Annotated in this window: 12 protein-coding genes and 1 pseudogene; 6 read left to right on the plus strand and 7 right to left on the minus strand. The window is 67.6% G+C overall.

The features are described from left to right. Window positions 1-42: 42 nt before the first annotated feature. The gene (locus tag MVF96_RS07015; RefSeq protein ID WP_247451747.1) at window positions 43-1,944 is read right to left on the minus strand and encodes an ABC transporter ATP-binding protein; all 1,902 of its coding nucleotides are present in this window, start codon (window positions 1,942-1,944) and stop codon (window positions 43-45) included. Beyond that, entirely contained in the window at window positions 1,937-3,700 is a 1,764-nt protein-coding gene (locus tag MVF96_RS07020) for an ABC transporter ATP-binding protein (RefSeq protein WP_247451748.1), read from the minus strand. The genes MVF96_RS07015 and MVF96_RS07020 overlap by 8 nt, the downstream gene beginning before the upstream one ends. Before the next feature lie 637 nt (window positions 3,701-4,337). Here MVF96_RS07020 and MVF96_RS07025 point away from each other — a divergent pair. After that, window positions 4,338-4,961, plus strand: coding sequence for a hypothetical protein (locus tag MVF96_RS07025; RefSeq protein ID WP_065630205.1), 624 nt, complete (start codon window positions 4,338-4,340; stop codon window positions 4,959-4,961). A gap of 703 nt (window positions 4,962-5,664) precedes the next feature. Here the strand turns inward: MVF96_RS07025 and mscL are convergent. Together mscL and MVF96_RS07035 are read right to left on the minus strand one after the other, a co-directional pair. Continuing rightward, the gene (gene mscL, locus MVF96_RS07030) at window positions 5,665-6,498 is read right to left on the minus strand and encodes a large conductance mechanosensitive channel protein MscL (RefSeq protein WP_247452071.1); all 834 of its coding nucleotides are present in this window, start codon (window positions 6,496-6,498) and stop codon (window positions 5,665-5,667) included. Window positions 6,499-6,675: 177 nt separating this feature from the next. After that, complete coding sequence (locus tag MVF96_RS07035; RefSeq protein WP_159370357.1) at window positions 6,676-7,347, minus strand: SAF domain-containing protein; 672 nt, start codon at window positions 7,345-7,347, stop codon at window positions 6,676-6,678. Window positions 7,348-7,576: 229 nt separating this feature from the next. Between MVF96_RS07035 and nhaA the strand changes: the two genes are divergently transcribed. After that, the gene (gene nhaA, locus MVF96_RS07040; RefSeq protein WP_247451750.1) at window positions 7,577-8,836 is read left to right on the plus strand and encodes a Na+/H+ antiporter NhaA; all 1,260 of its coding nucleotides are present in this window, start codon (window positions 7,577-7,579) and stop codon (window positions 8,834-8,836) included. Between the two features lie 57 nt (window positions 8,837-8,893). On the opposite strand, the gene MVF96_RS07045 is transcribed toward nhaA, so the two are convergent. Beyond that, window positions 8,894-10,444 carry an alanine/glycine:cation symporter family protein gene (locus MVF96_RS07045; protein WP_165630333.1) on the minus strand — a complete coding sequence of 517 codons (1,551 nt, stop codon included), beginning with the start codon at window positions 10,442-10,444 and terminating at the stop codon, window positions 8,894-8,896. Between the two features lie 224 nt (window positions 10,445-10,668). Between MVF96_RS07045 and MVF96_RS07050 the strand changes: the two genes are divergently transcribed. Then, the gene (locus tag MVF96_RS07050; protein WP_247451751.1) at window positions 10,669-10,998 is read left to right on the plus strand and encodes an FmdB family zinc ribbon protein; all 330 of its coding nucleotides are present in this window, start codon (window positions 10,669-10,671) and stop codon (window positions 10,996-10,998) included. Between the two features lie 82 nt (window positions 10,999-11,080). Here MVF96_RS07050 and MVF96_RS07055 read toward each other — a convergent pair whose 3' ends face one another. Next, window positions 11,081-11,659: a 5-formyltetrahydrofolate cyclo-ligase gene (locus MVF96_RS07055; protein WP_247451752.1), complete on the minus strand. Its 579-nt coding sequence runs from the start codon at window positions 11,657-11,659 to the stop codon at window positions 11,081-11,083. A gap of 163 nt (window positions 11,660-11,822) precedes the next feature. Between MVF96_RS07055 and MVF96_RS07060 the strand changes: the two genes are divergently transcribed. The 3 genes and pseudogenes from MVF96_RS07060 to MVF96_RS07070 all read left to right on the plus strand — a co-directional run bounded on the left by MVF96_RS07060 (window position 11,823) and on the right by MVF96_RS07070 (window position 15,089). Further along, window positions 11,823-12,767 carry a UTP--glucose-1-phosphate uridylyltransferase gene (locus MVF96_RS07060; RefSeq protein ID WP_247451753.1) on the plus strand — a complete coding sequence of 315 codons (945 nt, stop codon included), beginning with the start codon at window positions 11,823-11,825 and terminating at the stop codon, window positions 12,765-12,767. Between the two features lie 159 nt (window positions 12,768-12,926). Next, a pseudogene (glp, locus tag MVF96_RS07065) lies at window positions 12,927-14,230 on the plus strand (molybdotransferase-like divisome protein Glp). A 202-nt stretch (window positions 14,231-14,432) separates the two neighbouring features. After that, complete coding sequence (locus MVF96_RS07070; RefSeq protein ID WP_065630199.1) at window positions 14,433-15,089, plus strand: GNAT family N-acetyltransferase; 657 nt, start codon at window positions 14,433-14,435, stop codon at window positions 15,087-15,089. A gap of 44 nt (window positions 15,090-15,133) precedes the next feature. Here the strand turns inward: MVF96_RS07070 and MVF96_RS07075 are convergent, their stop codons facing one another. Further along, window positions 15,134-15,904, minus strand: coding sequence for an ankyrin repeat domain-containing protein (locus MVF96_RS07075; protein ID WP_065630198.1), 771 nt, complete (start codon window positions 15,902-15,904; stop codon window positions 15,134-15,136). Between the last annotated feature and the right edge of the window lie 82 nt (window positions 15,905-15,986).

Below are 15,986 nucleotides of genomic sequence, written 5' to 3' on the forward strand. Positions count from 1 at the left end.
CGGCGGGCCGGTGGTCCGACTCGCGCTGGCTCCTGCCTTCTGTCACGGGTCCGACCTCGCGTCCGGACCGCTGGGACTGCTGCCGCTCACACTCTCGTCGTCGCCGGCCGTGGCGTCCGCCGGCGGCAGTCCGCACCGTCGGGCGTAGATCCCGCCCGCGGCGAGCAACTCCTGGTGGGTCCCTGCCTCGGCAATCACCCTATCGTCGAGGACGACGATCTCGTCGGCCAACGCCGCGGTCGCCATGCGGTGGGTGATGAGCAGGGTGGTGGTCCCCGCACGCAGACGGTGCAGGGCACGTTGCACGAGCAACTCGGTGCGGGGGTCGGCGGCGCTGGTCGCCTCGTCGAGAATGAGGATCTTGGGCGACGCGGCAATCGCGCGCGCGACGGTGACCAGCTGTTTCTCGCCGGCGCTGAGATTCTCGGATTCCTGGCCGATCACGGTGTCGATGCCTTCGGGTAGTGCGGCGACGATCTGCGCGACGTGGCTGTCCGTGAGAGCCGCATCGACCGCATGGCCGTCCTCGATGCCGAAGGCGATGTTCTCGCGGACTGTCCCGGTGAACAGCCACGGTTCCTGGGTGACGACGGCCATGTTCGCCCGTACCCGGTGCGGTCCGAGTTCGACGAGATCGACGCCGTCGATGGTGATCGAGCCCCGGCTGGGTGCGTAGAACGCCTGCAGGAGATTGGTCAGCGTGGTCTTGCCCGACCCGGTGGTCCCCACCACGGCGGTGGTCGTGCCGGGCGCCATCCGGAAGCTCACCGAGTCGAGAACGGGGTTGTCCTCCTCGTAGGCGAAGCCCACGTCGTCGAAGACGATCTCGGGTGGGAGCTGGTGCCGGCCGGACGAGACGGGCACCGGCTGGCCGGTGTCGGCGCCGGCGTCCTCGGGTGCTTCGAGCACCTCGCGGACCTTGCTCGCCGACACGGTGCCGGACTGCACCTTGGTGACGAACCCGGCGAGTTCGCGAACCGCGCTCGTCAGCTGCTGGGCGAACACCACCACAACCTGAGCCGCCCCGAGACTGAGGTGCCCGTCGACCACCATGATCCCGCCGAGGACCGCCAGGATCAGGAACACCAGGGCGTTGACCGCGGTGAGGACCGAGGGCAGGGAACCGCCGATCCACTGGGCAGAGCGGACCGAGGAGAAGAGTTTGTCGTTGAGGTCGTCGAAGCGGCGCGCGGCGGTCGGTTCGGCGTTGTACGCCTGCAACATCCGGCGCGCGCTGAGTTCCTCTTCGATGTGCCCCGTGAGGGCGGCCGTGGTCGTCCAGCGGGACTCGAGGTGCGGTCGTGCCCGGCGGGCGAGCAGGACCGCGGCCAGCGCCGACACGGGTGCTGCGACCAGGGCGACACAAGCCAGCACCGGGGAGATGACGAACAGGACGGCGGTGACGACGACAAGCGTCAAGGCATTCGTCGGAACGGTCACCAGCACCGGTGCGATCACCGTCGCGGCGTTGTCGGTGTGGGCTGTCAGCTTGCTCACCAACACACCGCGTGTGGTGTTCTCGAAGTAGCGCAACGGAAGACGGTGGATCTTGTCCTCGATGCGTGCGCGCAATCCGGCCACCGACCGCTGCACGGCGACGGTCAGCAACTGGCCCTGGGCGAGGCTGCAGACCGCGGCCGCCACGAACACCCCGACCTGGATCGCCAGCAGCGTCCAGAGCAGTCCCCAGTTCATCGTCGCGTCGCCGACCGTGCCGTCGACGATCACGTTGGTGACCGCACCGAACAGGATCGGCGCGACGACGCCGCCGACCGCGGCGAGGATCGCGAAGAGGGAGATGGCAAACCCGCGTCCTCTGCTCAGGTCGAGTTGCCGGACGATCCAGCGCAGCGATCCATCGTGCCGTCGAGCCGTCGGCTGGGTCGCCGGCTTCTGGGTCTTTCTCGGCCCGGCCGCCGGCGCCTGCGATCTCTGGTCAAGCATTGGTCACCGCCTGCGCGTAGGCGATCTCCCGATAGATGTCGCTGCGGGACCGCAACTCCGAATCGGTTCCGAGGCCGACGATCCGTCCCGCGTCGAGCACCGCGATGACGTCCGCGTGCTGGACCGATGACACACGCTGCGCGGCGATCAGGACCGTCGCATCCGGATCGGTCCGGCGCAATCGTTCGATGATCTGGGCCTCGGTGTCGACGTCGAGAGCGCTGAACGGGTCGTCGAGGACGTACAGCGCGGGCCGGCGGAGCACGGCACGCGCGAGTGCGAGCCGTTGGCGCTGACCACCGGAGAAGTTGCGTCCCTCCTGCGCCACCGTGGCGTCGAGAGCGCCGGGGCGAGCCGAGACGAAGTCGGCCGCGGCTGCGACGTCCAGGGCGTCCCACAGCTCGTCGTCGGTGGCGGTCGGTCGGGCGATCCGGAGGTTGTCGGCGACCGTCCCGGTGATGAGCTCGGCACCCTGACCCACGAAGGCACTGCGTGCGCGAACCCAGGCGGGCGCTAGAGCGGTCACGTCGGCGGCATCCCATCGGAGCACGCCCGACGTGGGGTCGGCGAACCGCAGGGGTAGGGACAGCAGCGTCGACTTGCCGCTTCCGGTTCCGCCGAGGACGCCGGTCACCGTGCCGGGTGCGCAGAACAGGGAGACCTGGTCGACGGTGGGGGACTCGGCGCCCGGATAGGCGACCGACACCGCGTCGAAGACGATCGTGGGCGGTGCGGGCGCCCGGCCGTCACCGGGGTCGCCGGGGTCGAGCGGCTCGGTGTCGAGTACCGCGGTGATTCGTCCGGCGCTGGTCACCGCACGCGGGATGACCCCGGCGATCATGGTCAGCAGCGACACCGCCAGCAGGATCTGGGCGAGATAGCCGACTGTCGCGGTGATCTGGCCGATCTGCATCTCCCCGCGGTCGACGAAGATCGCACCCAGTGCGGTCACCGCGACCACGGCGAGGTTCGAGACCACGGTGACCAACGGCAGCATCAGGACCTGCAGACGGCCGAGGTGCAGGGCCACGTGGGTGAGCTCGTCGTTCTCCACCGCGAACCGGGCGCGTTCCCGGTCCTCTCGCCGAAAGGTGCGGATGATCGCGATCCCACGTAGCTGCTCGCGCAGCACCCGGTTGACGACGTCGAGACGACGCTGCAACTGCGCAGCCCACGGCACCAGACGCCGGACGAGGACGGCGACGAGGACGACCAGCACCGCCCCGGCGACCACCAGCACGGGCGCCATCCGCCAGCCCTGCGCCAGCGACAGCACCAGCGCGCCGAACAGCATCAACGGCGCGGTCACCACGACGGTCAGGCTGATGAAGAGGAATCCCTGGATTTGGCCCACATCTCCGGTGGAGCGCGTCAGCAGGCTCGACAGTCCGATGGAGTGGACCTGCGGATCGCTGAAGGCGCTGATCCGACCGTGTACGCGCGTGCGGAGGTCGCGCGCCGCGGTCGCCGAGATATGGGAGGCCAGGAATGTGGCACCGATCGACACCACCAGGTTGACCACGGCCACCACGACCATGAGCACCCCGACGCGCTTGATGGTCGCCACGTCACCGCGCAGGATTCCGTCGTCGATGATCGCGGCGTTGAGAGCGGGCTGGGCGAGCGTGGTGAACACCGACGCGAGCTGGAAGACGACGAAACCGGCGCAGGCCCAACGGGTTGTCCGGAGCGCGTCGAACAGGAGCGCGAGCAACGCGCGTACCTCATCCTTGCTCATCGAGCGGGTGACGGGCATCTGGTGAGGCTACTCCGGGTCGTCGTGACGCTGGCGCGGTGGTTTGCTCGGTGACGGAAGCCGCTCACGCCGGTTCCAGCGCAGTCTATGCAATTGATCCATGTGGCAAGCTCTTACCAGGAATGCTGATCAACAATGTGTCTCAAACGATTGTTAAATGGAGTGGTCAGCGATCAATTCGAGGAGCTCCAGAGACGAAGAAAGCCGCTCCGCAGTTGACCACGGAGCGGCTCAGTATTCGGGTCGTTCAGGCGGGTGCGTCTTCAGAACCCGATTCGATCGAGCCGGTGACGAGTTCGACGATAGCGTCGGAAATTGCGCCCTGAATCACTTCTGCCATGAGATCTCCTTCGTCGGTGGTGGTGCATACGTGCTCGCACGCACTTCGATTGGCGAGCACGTCGCAGACAGTACGTTATTCGATTACAGGAGAGCTAGCATTTCGTGCGGGGTCGATAAATAGGGTTGACCGCAAGAGTTCGGCGTTCGGTCATCTCTCGGTCATCGTCGTGATGGTGAGGGGACAATCACTAGAAGAGTTCTCGCAACCCCGTATGGTTCAGCTTTCCGAATGCCAAGACCGGGGTTGTTGCTGACCGGTGGCGCGTACAGGCAATCGATGTGCTGATATGAACCGATGACGCATCGCGTACAAGTGGGCGGCACGACGACCCGACATTTGGTCGAATCGGATCAAGATGCCGCCCTCGATCTGCTCGAACACGGCCTGCGCGAGGTCCCGGTGTACCGATGGCTGATCGGGCGGGACTCGCCAGTCGAGGCGTACCGCTGGTACGGAGAAATCTTGTTCGTCGAGTACCTGCGAGGCCTACACGGAGTCTTCGACGAGTGGGGTGACCTCATTGCGCTGATCGCGGTCTCGGCCCCCGGTGACGAGGCCGGGCGGATCGACGAGGACATGAAGGCGCGCACCAAGCATCAGGTGCATGTCATAGACGGCTTCATCCACCGCTTCACCGAGTTGCAGCGGAAATCGGAGGAAGCGCAGGTCGCGGAGAATCCGATCCGGGTGATCTTCGCGCTCGTCCATCCGGATCATCGGCGAGGCGGGACCCTCGCCGGGCTGGTCGACCCGGTCATCGAGCGCGGCCGTCGCGAAGGCCTGCCGGTCACGTGCAGCACGAGTGACGAACGACTGTCGGCCCTCTACGCGCGCCGGTGGGACGCGCAGGTCCGGGCTCAGTTCACCCTGACCGACGGGCCGACCGTCTGGGTGCAGCGCGTCGATCCGCCGGCGTGAACTGGCACTGCCCCTGAGGTGCCCTCCCCATGCTCCCTGAGGTGTGAGCGAAGCGCCCTCCCCATGCTCCCTGAGGTGCGAGCGAAGCGTCCTCCCCATGCTCCCTGAGGTGTGAGCGAAGCGAGCCACGAAGGGCTGACGAGGTAAGTCGCCAAACCCTTCGTGGCTCGTCGCTTGCGCTCCTCGCACCTCAGGGAGCAGAGGGGGCGTAGCATGCGCTCCTCGCACCTCAGGGAGCAGAGGGGGCGTAGCTTGCGCTCCTCGCACCTCAGGGAGCAGAGGGCAGTGGCCTACGCTTCTCGCACCTCAAGGAGCAGAGGGAGCGTAGATTGCGCTCCTCGCACCTCAGGGAGCAGAGGGCAGTGGCCTGCGCTCCTCGCACCTCAGGGGGCAGGAATTGTGCAGACTTTCGGATTGGGAGCGGGGTTACTCAGCTACCGAAGAACCACGGGAACGTCCTGGGGCGGGCCTGCGCACGCGGTTGGGTGCGCTGCTGCGGACGCGCCGGACGCCGGTTCTGGGTCTGCGACTGACGGTTCGGTGCGGGCTTGTTCGGCATTCGTTCATCCTGTTCTCGTTCGGTCGCACCGGCTTTCAGGTCCGGTGCGGTCGCACGTTCCGGCGACGAATCCCAAAGTAGGGGGCCGACCTTCGGGTTCGGATGGCTCCCGCTGTCAGCTTCCTGGGAGACGGGGCCCGCGTGTCAGCGCGAGTGACGCCCCGGCGCGTCCGGGTCCTCGCCCGGGAAGTCGCCTGGGTATTGCTCACCGGGATAACCGCTTCCGGGGCCGGGAGGCGGGTAGTTGCCCGGGCCGGGGTAGTTCCCGGGCGGCGGGTAGCTACCGGGTGCCGGCTGCGGCGTCGGATACGGCTGGCCCGAAGGGCTTCCGGGCGGCGGGCCCTGCGGCGGACGATTCTGCGGGACGGACTGGGACGGAACGTTCTGCGGCGGAACCGATTGCGGGGGAGTGGGTTGCGACGGCGGGCCCTGTGGTGTCGGCGGAGTCGAGATGCGTTGCGTCGTACCGGCTCCGGCGGGTGCTTCGTACGGGGCGAAGGAGCCCGACGGCGGACCGTAGGAGTCGCCGACCGGACCGGACGGATCGGAGAGATGCGCCGGCAGATCACTCTCGGCCTCCGCCTTGGCCTTCGAGGCGCCGTCGGGGTCCAGCAGATCACGGATCTCGGACAGCAGCGCGATCTCGGTGACCTCCGCCTTCTTGCCGAAACCGCCCAGCTCGGCCAGCTTGTTGTACGGCAGGATGATGATGAAGTACACCACTGCGGCGATGATCAGGAAGTTGATCACCGCGGTGATGACACTGCCGAGGTCGACGAATGTCGATGGGTTGTCGGTGATCTGGAAGCCGAGTCCCTGCGCCGCGTCGGAGCCGACGGGGATCGAGTTGATGATCGGCTGGACGATGCCATCCGTGAACGCGGTGACGATCGCGGTGAACGCGGCGCCGATGATGACCGCTGTCGCCAACTCGACGACATTGCCCTTGAGTATGAAGTCCCTGAATCCCTTGAGCACGGTGTGCGGCCTCTTTTCGGTGATGTCCTGCTCTTGTCCGGCGATTCTGTGCACGATCGGAGCAAATCCGACATGCAGCTTGGCGAGCTCGTACTACCCTATCCACGATCGCGAACGAACCGATCCATTTGACTTGATTTCCCCGGCTGTGTCGTGATGCCGTGACCCGCCCGTTCGTCAGTGCAGGACCACCGCGAGCGCCGTATCGAGCCCCGCCGCCGCGACCCGATGGGCGGATGCGGCGTCCATCGCGAGCAGCACCGGGGTGGCCGCGGTCCCGCCGGGAGCGATACCACCCGACTGTGATTCGGCAGCGTGAAGTGCGACGACGGCGCGGCGGGCCAGCACTTCCGCCTCTTCGGTCAACACGTCGACAACGTCGCCGGGTCGCAGCAGCGCGGTCACGGCCTCGTCCGACAGTCGTATCGGTACGAGCCGGGCATCGTCGTCCCCGGTCAGGTCGGCGGGTAGACGTGACGACAGCAGGCGGGCATCGGTGAGGATTTCTCCTCCGCGGACACGCCCGGTCACGGTTCGCCCGAGTGCGGGTGCCGCCTCGGTGAGGACACCGTCGGGAACCGTGGCTTCCGCGACGCTCCGCGGCGCCAGATCGTCTATCTCGACCACCTGTCCCGGCAGCAGGTCATGCGCGGCAACCATGACCTCGACGTCGCCGTCGGCGCGTGTTCCGGCAACCCCCACCACCACGGCCGCGACGACCAGTCCTGTCGCGGCGACACGTCGGATCAGGACGCTGCGCGTCCACCCCGGTCGCAGCGCCGAACTCACCCGGTCACGAATTCGAGGCCCGAGTGAGGCTTTCGACGGAAGCTTCGACGGGGGAGACATGTGACGAAGGCTAGGTCCGTCTGCCCGGGTGATCGGCCCGTGGAACTCGTCTGTGGACAACATCAATCGGGCCGTCGACCGGTGTGGACAGCGGTCCGGCCGTGGGCCCGGAATGGCCCGCGGCATTGCGGTGGGGGAGAATCGATGTTCTGTGCCGGGAAGTCTGGTCGGCCGCTCGTCGCGCGGGCGGCGTCCGGCGCACCGCGTGCGATCGAGCAGAGGAGAGCCTATGGCCGACGAGCAACCGACAGCAGACAGCGCACGCAAGGCCGATCGCATCCGGCGCTGGGCGGCGCTAGACACGACCAGTGGGGCGCTGCTTCTGGTGGCCGCCGCTGTTGCAGTGTTCTGGGCGAACTCGCCGTGGCGGGAGGCCTACGATTCTCTGCTCCATGTCGAGGTGGGGCCTGAGGCGCTGCACCTACATCTGTCGCTGGCGCACTGGGCGTCCGACGGGCTGTTGGCGATCTTCTTCTTCGTCGTCGGAGTCGAACTGAAACACGAGTTCGTGGCCGGAAGCCTCCGGGATCTCAAACTCGCCGGTGTTCCCATTGCGGCCGCGGTGGGTGGCATGGTCACGCCCGCGCTCTGTTACGTCGTCGTGGTGGCGATCGGCGACCCGGACGGGCTGCACGGCTGGGCGATCCCCACCGCCACCGACATCGCCTTCGCTCTCGCAGTTCTCGCGATCTTCGGCCGCGGTCTCCCGCTCGCCCTGCGGACGTTCCTGCTGACGCTCGCAGTGGTCGACGACCTGCTCGGGATCATCGTCATCGCGACGTTCTACACCGAGAAGATCGACTTCGTCATGCTGGTGGCCGCCCTTGCCGCGGTGGCGCTCTTCGCCGTGCTGGTGCGGCAGGCGTGGCGGTGGTGGCCGGTCCTCATCCCGGTCGCCGTCGTCGCGTGGGGTCTGATGCACGCGTCCGGGGTGCACGCGACCGTTGCGGGCGTACTCCTCGGGTTCGTGGTGCCGGCCGTTGCGATCCGTGGTGAGGAGGAGCCGCGCACCGAGCGACTCGACGACGCGGTCCGCCCGTACTCCTCGGCGCTCGCCCTGCCGGTGTTCGCCTTCGCGGCCGCGGGCGTCACCGTCGTGGGTGGTGATGGTTCGATCGTCCAACCGGTGTCGATCGGAATCGTCGTCGGTCTCGTCGTCGGCAAGGTCGTGGGTGTGATGGGTTCGACGTGGCTGATGACCCGGTTCACGCCGTTGCGCCTACCAGACGCGATCGGCATCCGCGATCTGCTGCCCGTCGGATTCCTCACCGGAGTCGGTTTCACCGTGGCGCTGCTCATCGCGGAACTGAGCTTCGAGGCCGGCTCCGACGACCATGCCGCCGCGGCCAAGGCGGCCATCCTCGTCGGATCTGTCGTCTCGGCAGTGCTCGCCGCGTTCCTGCTGCGGTGGGACGCTCGACAGGCCCGCGATCCGGACATGAACCGCGACAACATCCCCGACATCGACAAGGACGTCATCGGGGGGTAGACACGCCCCGCCGCCGCCGCCCGCGGTTCCCGGTGACGGGAACCGCGGGCGGTCGGCTCACTTCTTGGACAGGGTGACTTCTTCGGGGCGGTCGTCGGCCCGGCCGTAGGACTCCCAGAACGTCGCCCCGACGATTCCGAGAGCGATCGGGTCGAAGATCGGATCCTTGCCTTCCTTCTTCTGCTTCTCGTAGTCGCGCAGCGCTTTGAACGCGGGTTGCTGCAGGATGATGATGCCGACGATGTTCAGCCACGCCATCAGCCCGACTCCGATGTCGCCGAGGGTCCACGCCTCGCTGGCGGTCGAGACGCATCCGATGGCCACCGATACGAGGATCAGTGCCTGCAGGAGCATCGTGAGGTTCGAGCCCAGCGTGCTGCGCAGCGGACCGATGTAGATGGTCGCCGCCTTCCCCATCAGGAACCGCAGGTTGGTCTCGGCCATGTAGTAGTAGGCGATGATCGTGGTCAGGCAGAAGAACATCAGAGACACCGCGACGAAGGTCGAACCGGCGCCGCTCCACATGCTGTCGAAGCCGATCTGGACGAAGGTGGGTCCGACGTCGGTGGCCGTCGGCAGCAGTCCGCCGTCGGCGATCACCGCGCCGTCGGCACTCTCGCCCTCGAACACCCGGTACGCACCGGTCGAGATGATGAGGAAGCCGGTGGCCGAGCACACGAAGAGGGTGTCGATGTAGACGGCGAAGGCCTGCACGAAGCCCTGCTTCGCCGGATGCGAGACCTCGGCGGCCGCGGCTGCGTGCGGTCCGGTGCCCTGGCCGGCTTCATTGGAGTAGATGCCGCGCTTGACGCCCCACATGACCGCAGCGCCGACCACCGAACCGAAGACGGAGTCGATCCCGAAGGCGCTGGCGAAGATCATCCGGAGGACTTCGGGAATCTCGGACGCGTTGAGGAACACCACCACCAGCGCGAAGAGGATGTAGAGGACCGCCATGAACGGCACGACAACGGTGGCGAAGGTAGCGATGCGCTTGACCCCGCCGATGATGACGAAGGCGAGCACGATGACGACGCCGATCGCGACGGCCCAGTCCGCGATACCCCACGCCTGGTTCATCGCCAGGGCCATGGAGTTGGACTGCACGCTCGGGAGCAGCAGCCCGCAGGCGAGGACGGTCACGGCGGCGAAGATGAGCCCGTAGACCTTGAAGAACGGGGCCGCCTTGGTGTGGGCCAGCGCCTTGCTGAAGTAGTAGGCCGGGCCGCCGCGATACTCGTTCGTCAGCGGATCGCGGGTCTTGTAGATCTGGCCGAGCGTGCACTCGACGAACGAGGTCGAGGCCCCGAGGAACGCCATCGCCCACATCCAGAACAGTGCACCCGGACCGCCGAACGCGATCGCCGTCGCCACACCGGCGATGTTCCCGGTGCCGACGCGACCGGCCAGCGAGATCATCAACGCCTGGAAGGACGAGACGCCATCGGGCGAACTCTGACCGTGGCGCATCACCCGGATCATCTCCGGTATGTGCCGGATCTGCAGGAACCGCGAGCGGATGGAGAAGTACACCCCCACTCCGAGGCATAGGTACACCAACGGATTGCTCCAGATGATGCTGTTCAGGTCGTTGAGGAAGTCGGTCATGGCGGCTCCAGCGATGGTGGGATCGGCCGCTCGTGGCGGTCCGACCCGGTGATCGAGCGGTGAACTGGTTGCTTCAGCTAGGGGAACACTTTGCACGACGGCACGCGGCGGTGCGCGACAAGGTGCGAAATCCGCCGGTCGGAACTCGCGCTTAGCACTCGGAATGAGGGAGTGCCAAAGTCGGTTACACTGGTCATCGTTTACTGACATTCGGAGGTTTCGCGGTGCCCACCTACTCGTATGCCTGCACGGAGTGCGACAACAAGTTCGACATCGTCCAGTCCTTCTCCGACGACTCGCTGACCGAGTGCCCGCAGTGCGCAGGCCGCCTGCGCAAGCTGTTCAACTCGGTCGGCATCGTGTTCAAGGGCAGCGGTTTCTACCGCACGGACTCGCGTCCCGGCTCGTCCTCGGACACCTCGACGCTCTCGTCGGACAGCTCGTCGTCGTCGAGCTCCTCGTCGTCGGACAGCTCGTCGAGCAGCTCCAAGTCGGACTCCGCGAGCTCGTCGTCGTCGACCAAGAGCGAGGCCAAGGCCGCGACTCCCGCCTGACCGGCGTCCCGCCACGACGACGTCATAGGCCGAACCCGGGCCGGTGTCCCCCGACACCGCCCGGGTTTCGCTGTACCCCGGGTCAGCCGAGTCGGCGGAACCCGTCTCCGGGAGTGAGAGTCCAACCGACCGGGACATCGTGGTCACCGGACGGCAGTGAGTCGACGACCTCGTCGTCATAGACCACGCCGACGAGGTCGGCCGACAAACCGTGCAAGGTCCGGTCGTAGTATCCGGCGCCGCGTCCGAGCCGCACACCGCTCTTGTCGATAGCGAGCGCCGGGACCAGGATCACCGACGCCGCGCGGATCGCGGTCACCCCGACGCGGTCGGTGGTCGGTTCGAGAAGTCCCCAGCGTCCGGGAGCCAGCGAGTCCCGCCCCGTGTACGGCGCCCAGTCCATCGGTGCGGGATCGCCGTCGGGGACCACCGGGACCAGAACCGACACGCCTCGGTCGACAAGCGCGTCGAGCATCGAATTCGAGCCGGGTTCGGTGCCGACGGGGACATGCGCGGCGACCGTGACGTCGTATTCGAGCCGGAACGGGCATGAGTACATCCATTCGGCGAGGGCCGCGGCAGACCGGTCCCGCTCGTCGGCGGACCGACGCGATCGTCGATCCTCGATCTCTTGTCGCAGTTGCTGTTTCAGCGTTGTCAAGACCCGACCGTCCTTCGCGTCGTCTCGAGACCGGTGGCATGTGCACCCCGGCCGGGACAGCCGGGACGCCCGCACTGTATCCGACCGTCGGAACGAGCGTGGTGAGGTCCCGGTCACCGCCGTCTGTCCGGCCGAGAACCGGCACCTGTCCTAGGGTGGATTCATGAGTGCGACGGATAAAGCTGGTTTCAGTGAGTACGAAGGTGTACCCAACACTCCGCCGATCCCGCGTACCGCGGTCGTCCCGGCAGCCGGGTTGGGAACGAGGTTCCTGCCGGCGACCAAGACGGTGCCCAAGGAGTTGCTGCCGGTGGTCGACACCCCCGGCATCGAGCTGGTCGCCGAAGAGGCCAAGGCGGCCGGCGCCGAGCGTCTGCTCATCGTGACCTCGCCGGGCAAGGACGGCGTGGTCGCCCACTTCGTCGAGGACCTCGTGCTCGAGAACACCCTCGCCACGCGTGGCAAGGAGTCGATGCTGGCCAAGGTGCGCAAGGCGCCCAACCTGCTCGAGGTCGCGTCGGTCGTGCAGGAGAAGCCGCTCGGCCTCGGGCACGCGGTCGGTTGCGTCGAGAGCTACCTCGACGACGACGAGGACGCCGTGGCAGTTCTGCTGCCCGACGACCTGGTGCTACCCGGAGGTGTCCTGGAGGTCATGGCGCGCACCCGTCAGCGCCGGGGCGGCTCGGTGCTGTGTGCCATCGAGGTCCCCGAAGATCGCATCAGCGCCTACGGCGTCTTCGACGTCGAGCCGCTTCCCGATGCCAACAACCCGAACGTCATGCGCCTCAAGGGCATGGTCGAGAAGCCCGAACCGCAGGATGCGCCGTCGAATCTGGCCGCCGCGGGTCGCTACATCCTCGACCGCAAGATCTTCGACGCGCTGCGCCGTATCGAACCCGGCGCCGGTGGCGAACTGCAGCTCACCGACGCCATCGCGCTCCTCATCGAGGAGGGCGAGCCGGTCCACGTCGTCGTCCACCACGGCACCCGACACGATCTCGGCAACCCCGGCGGCTATCTCAAGGCCGCCGTCGACTTCGCGCTCGACCGCGACGACTACGGTCCCGATCTGCGCGAATGGCTCGAGAAGCGTCTCGCCGACGGCTGATTCCGCACGGGTGATCACCGGTCGCATCCGCGCGCCTCGCACGCTGTCGTGGGCGCGCTCGATAACGTTCTCCTGTGTTGTATCGAGTGCACGACGTGCCGAGCGCTGTCGGCCGCACGTCCCGGTGCACTGACCGGTTGAGACGGGGAGAGCGGTGAGATGCGGTCTGTCGAAGATCATCTGACGCTGGTGACCGCGGCGGCAGTGGCGCCGCGTCCGGTGCGCGTCGCGATCTCCGAGGCGCAGGGCCTGATGTGCGCCGAGGAGGTCGTCACCGAGCACCCGATGCCCGGCTTCGACCAGGCGGCCATCGACGGCTACGCGGTGCGTGCGGTCGACGTCGGTCTGGCCGGGGTGCTCGCACCCGAAGACCTGGAGGACTTCGACGCCAACGGCGCCGAGCTCGTCGACCTCGAACCGGGCGAACCGATGATCGTGTCCCTGCCGGTGGTCGGCGAGGTCGGGCCGGGCTCGCGGACACCGACGCGGCTGCAACCGCGTCAGGCGGTGCGCGTCGAGACCGGGGCCCCGATGCCGACGCTCGCCGACGCCGTGGTCCCGTTGCGCTGGACCGACGGTGGCGACCAGAAGGTCAAGATCGGACACGGCGTCGAGAGCGGCAACTACGTCCGGCGGGTCGGCGACGACGTGCAGCCGGGCGATGTCGCGGTCCGCGCGGGCTCGATCATCGGCCCGGCCCAGGTCGGGCTGCTCGCCGCGGTCGGTCAGGCACGCGTGATGGTGCACCCGCGCCCGCGCCTGTCGGTCATCTCGGTGGGCAGTGAGCTCGTCGACATCGACCGCACACCCGGTCCCGGTCAGATCTACGACGTCAACAGCTACGCGCTGGCCGCTGCCGCCCGCGACGCCGGCGCCGACGTGAACCGCGTCGGCATCGCCGAGCGCGAGGCGTCGCGGATGCGGGAGGTCGTCGAGGCGCAGCTCATCCGCTCCGAGATCGTGGTCATCTGCGGTGCGGTGGGGGAAGTGCGTCGACCGCTGTTGCCGACGCCCTCGCCGACCTCGGCGACCTGGAGATCGTGCGCGTGGCGATGCACCCCGGGTCGGTCCAGGGCTTCGGGCGCCTCGGACGCGACGAGGTGCCGACGTTCCTGCTCCCCGCCAACCCGGTGAGCGCTCTGGTGACCTTCGAGGTGATGGTCCGGCCGCTCATCCGGATCGCGCTGGGCAAAAGGCAACCGATGCGGCGGATCATCAAGGCGCGCACCATCGGACCGATCGCGTCGGTGCGCGGCCGCAAGGGTTACCTGCGTGGGCAGCTGATGCGGGACGAACGGTCGGGGGACTACCTGGTGCAGGTGCTCGGCGCCTCACCGACCGGGTCGTCGCACCTGCTCGCCGAACTCGCCGAGGCGAACTGCCTGATCATGGTCGACCCCGATGTCGAGGAGATGGGCACGGGCGACGAGGTCGAAGTGGCGTTCCTCGCACAGCGCGGGTGACCCCTGCTGAGCAAGCAACGAACGAGCGCGTCGAGGTCGAGGCGCCCACCTCCGCTGGTTGAGCCGGCACCGAGCGGAGCGAGGCCGCACCCCCGCTGGTTGAGCCGGCACCGAGCGTAGCGAGGAGCCGAGTCGAAGCCACCCTCGTTCGAGATACAGGTCTCATGCCGACTCGGGTGTGACAGCGCATAAACTTCTTCTCGTGTTCAGGTGGTTGAGCGGCAGTCAGGGAAGTCCGGGATGGCCGGCCACCCTCGGGCCGCTGCGCACCCGGACCGGCACGGTCACCCTGCGGCCCGTGAAGGTGCGGGATGCCAGGACGTGGAGCGAGTTGCGGATCCGCAACCAGAACGCCCTGTTGCCCTGGGAACCGACGGGTGTCGGAAGCTGGGCTGAACGCCATCAGCCCGGGTCGTGGCCGCCGCTGTTCGCGGTGCTGAAGTCGGAGGCCAAACGAGGTGCGCTGCTCCCGTTCGTGATCGAACTCGACGGCCGCTACGTCGGGCAGCTGACGGTCGGCAACATCCAACGCGGCGCGGTGCGGACCGCGTGGATCGGCTACTGGGTCGACTCGGCCGTCGCCGGCAACGGCATCGCGACCGCCGCGGTGGCACTCGGGGTCGACCACTGCTTCGGGGCCGTCGGCCTGCACCGGCTCGACGCGACGGTCCAGCCCGCCAACGAGGCATCGCAGAAGGTGTTGACCAACATCGGATTCCGGCAAGAAGGTCTGCTGCAGCGGTACATGGACGTCAACAAACGCTGGCGTGACCACATGCTGTTCGCGCTCACGGCCGAGGAGGTCGTCGGCAGTGCCGCCGAGGCGCTCGTCCGGGCGGGTCGTGCGTCGTTCCACTGACCCTCCGCTGGCGATACGGCGGTCGCCCTGAGTTCGCGGCGGCGTCACCGCCCGGTTTCGACCGGGAAATCCCGTGCGCGCATTTCGGTTTCGATCGCGGCGCGCGTCCGGAGGTACGAACTCGTCCGTATCGAGTCGTCGGCGGTGTACAGCGACGGCATGAAGGTCGCACCTCGCTGATCACGATGTGCACCATCGGCTCCCGCCTGTAGCAGGGCGAGGCAGTGGTCGATGTTGAGTACGTCGGCCGCGGTGAACAGCGGTGTCCGGCCGGCCAGGGGCTGCACGGAGTCGAGGTCGGCGCCGCGGTCGATCAGCAGGCGCAACGCATCGTCGCGACGATGGCGCACCGCGGTGTGGACCACGTTGCCGCCGATCCGGTCGGATGCCTCGACCAGTCCCGCGTCGAACTCGATCAGGGTGCGGAAGGCAGCGAAACGGTCGAGCAACACGCTGTAGGCAACTGCGTTGTATCGGCCGGCGCCGGGGAGATGCGGGTCGGCGCCCGCCTGCAGCAATGCCGCCACCGCGCCCGGTGGTTCGAACTCCACTGCCCACTGCAGCGGCGCTATGTCCACGCGGCGCGGGTCGGTGTCCGGATCACCGCCGTGTTCGTGGAGGTCAGCGCCCTGTGCGAGAAGGGATTCGATCTGCGCCCGGTCGTCCCGCCGGGCGGCGTCGAGTAATCGAACGGTGGGGGCGGTGAAGTAGTCGGCCGCGTCCACGCGCGTCGAGACGACCTCGGCGATCCACCCGCACCCGGCGACCGCGCACGCCGACATCGCTGTCGCGAACAACGCAATCAGTCTTCTCATCCGCACCACGATCGTCCCTTCACGGCACTTGAACGATGTCCGATTTGTACGATAGTCCGCGCCGGCTCGCCGACGCATAGGC

This window comes from Gordonia hongkongensis (assembly GCF_023078355.1).
Taxonomy (GTDB): Bacteria; Actinomycetota; Actinomycetes; order Mycobacteriales; family Mycobacteriaceae; genus Gordonia; species Gordonia hongkongensis.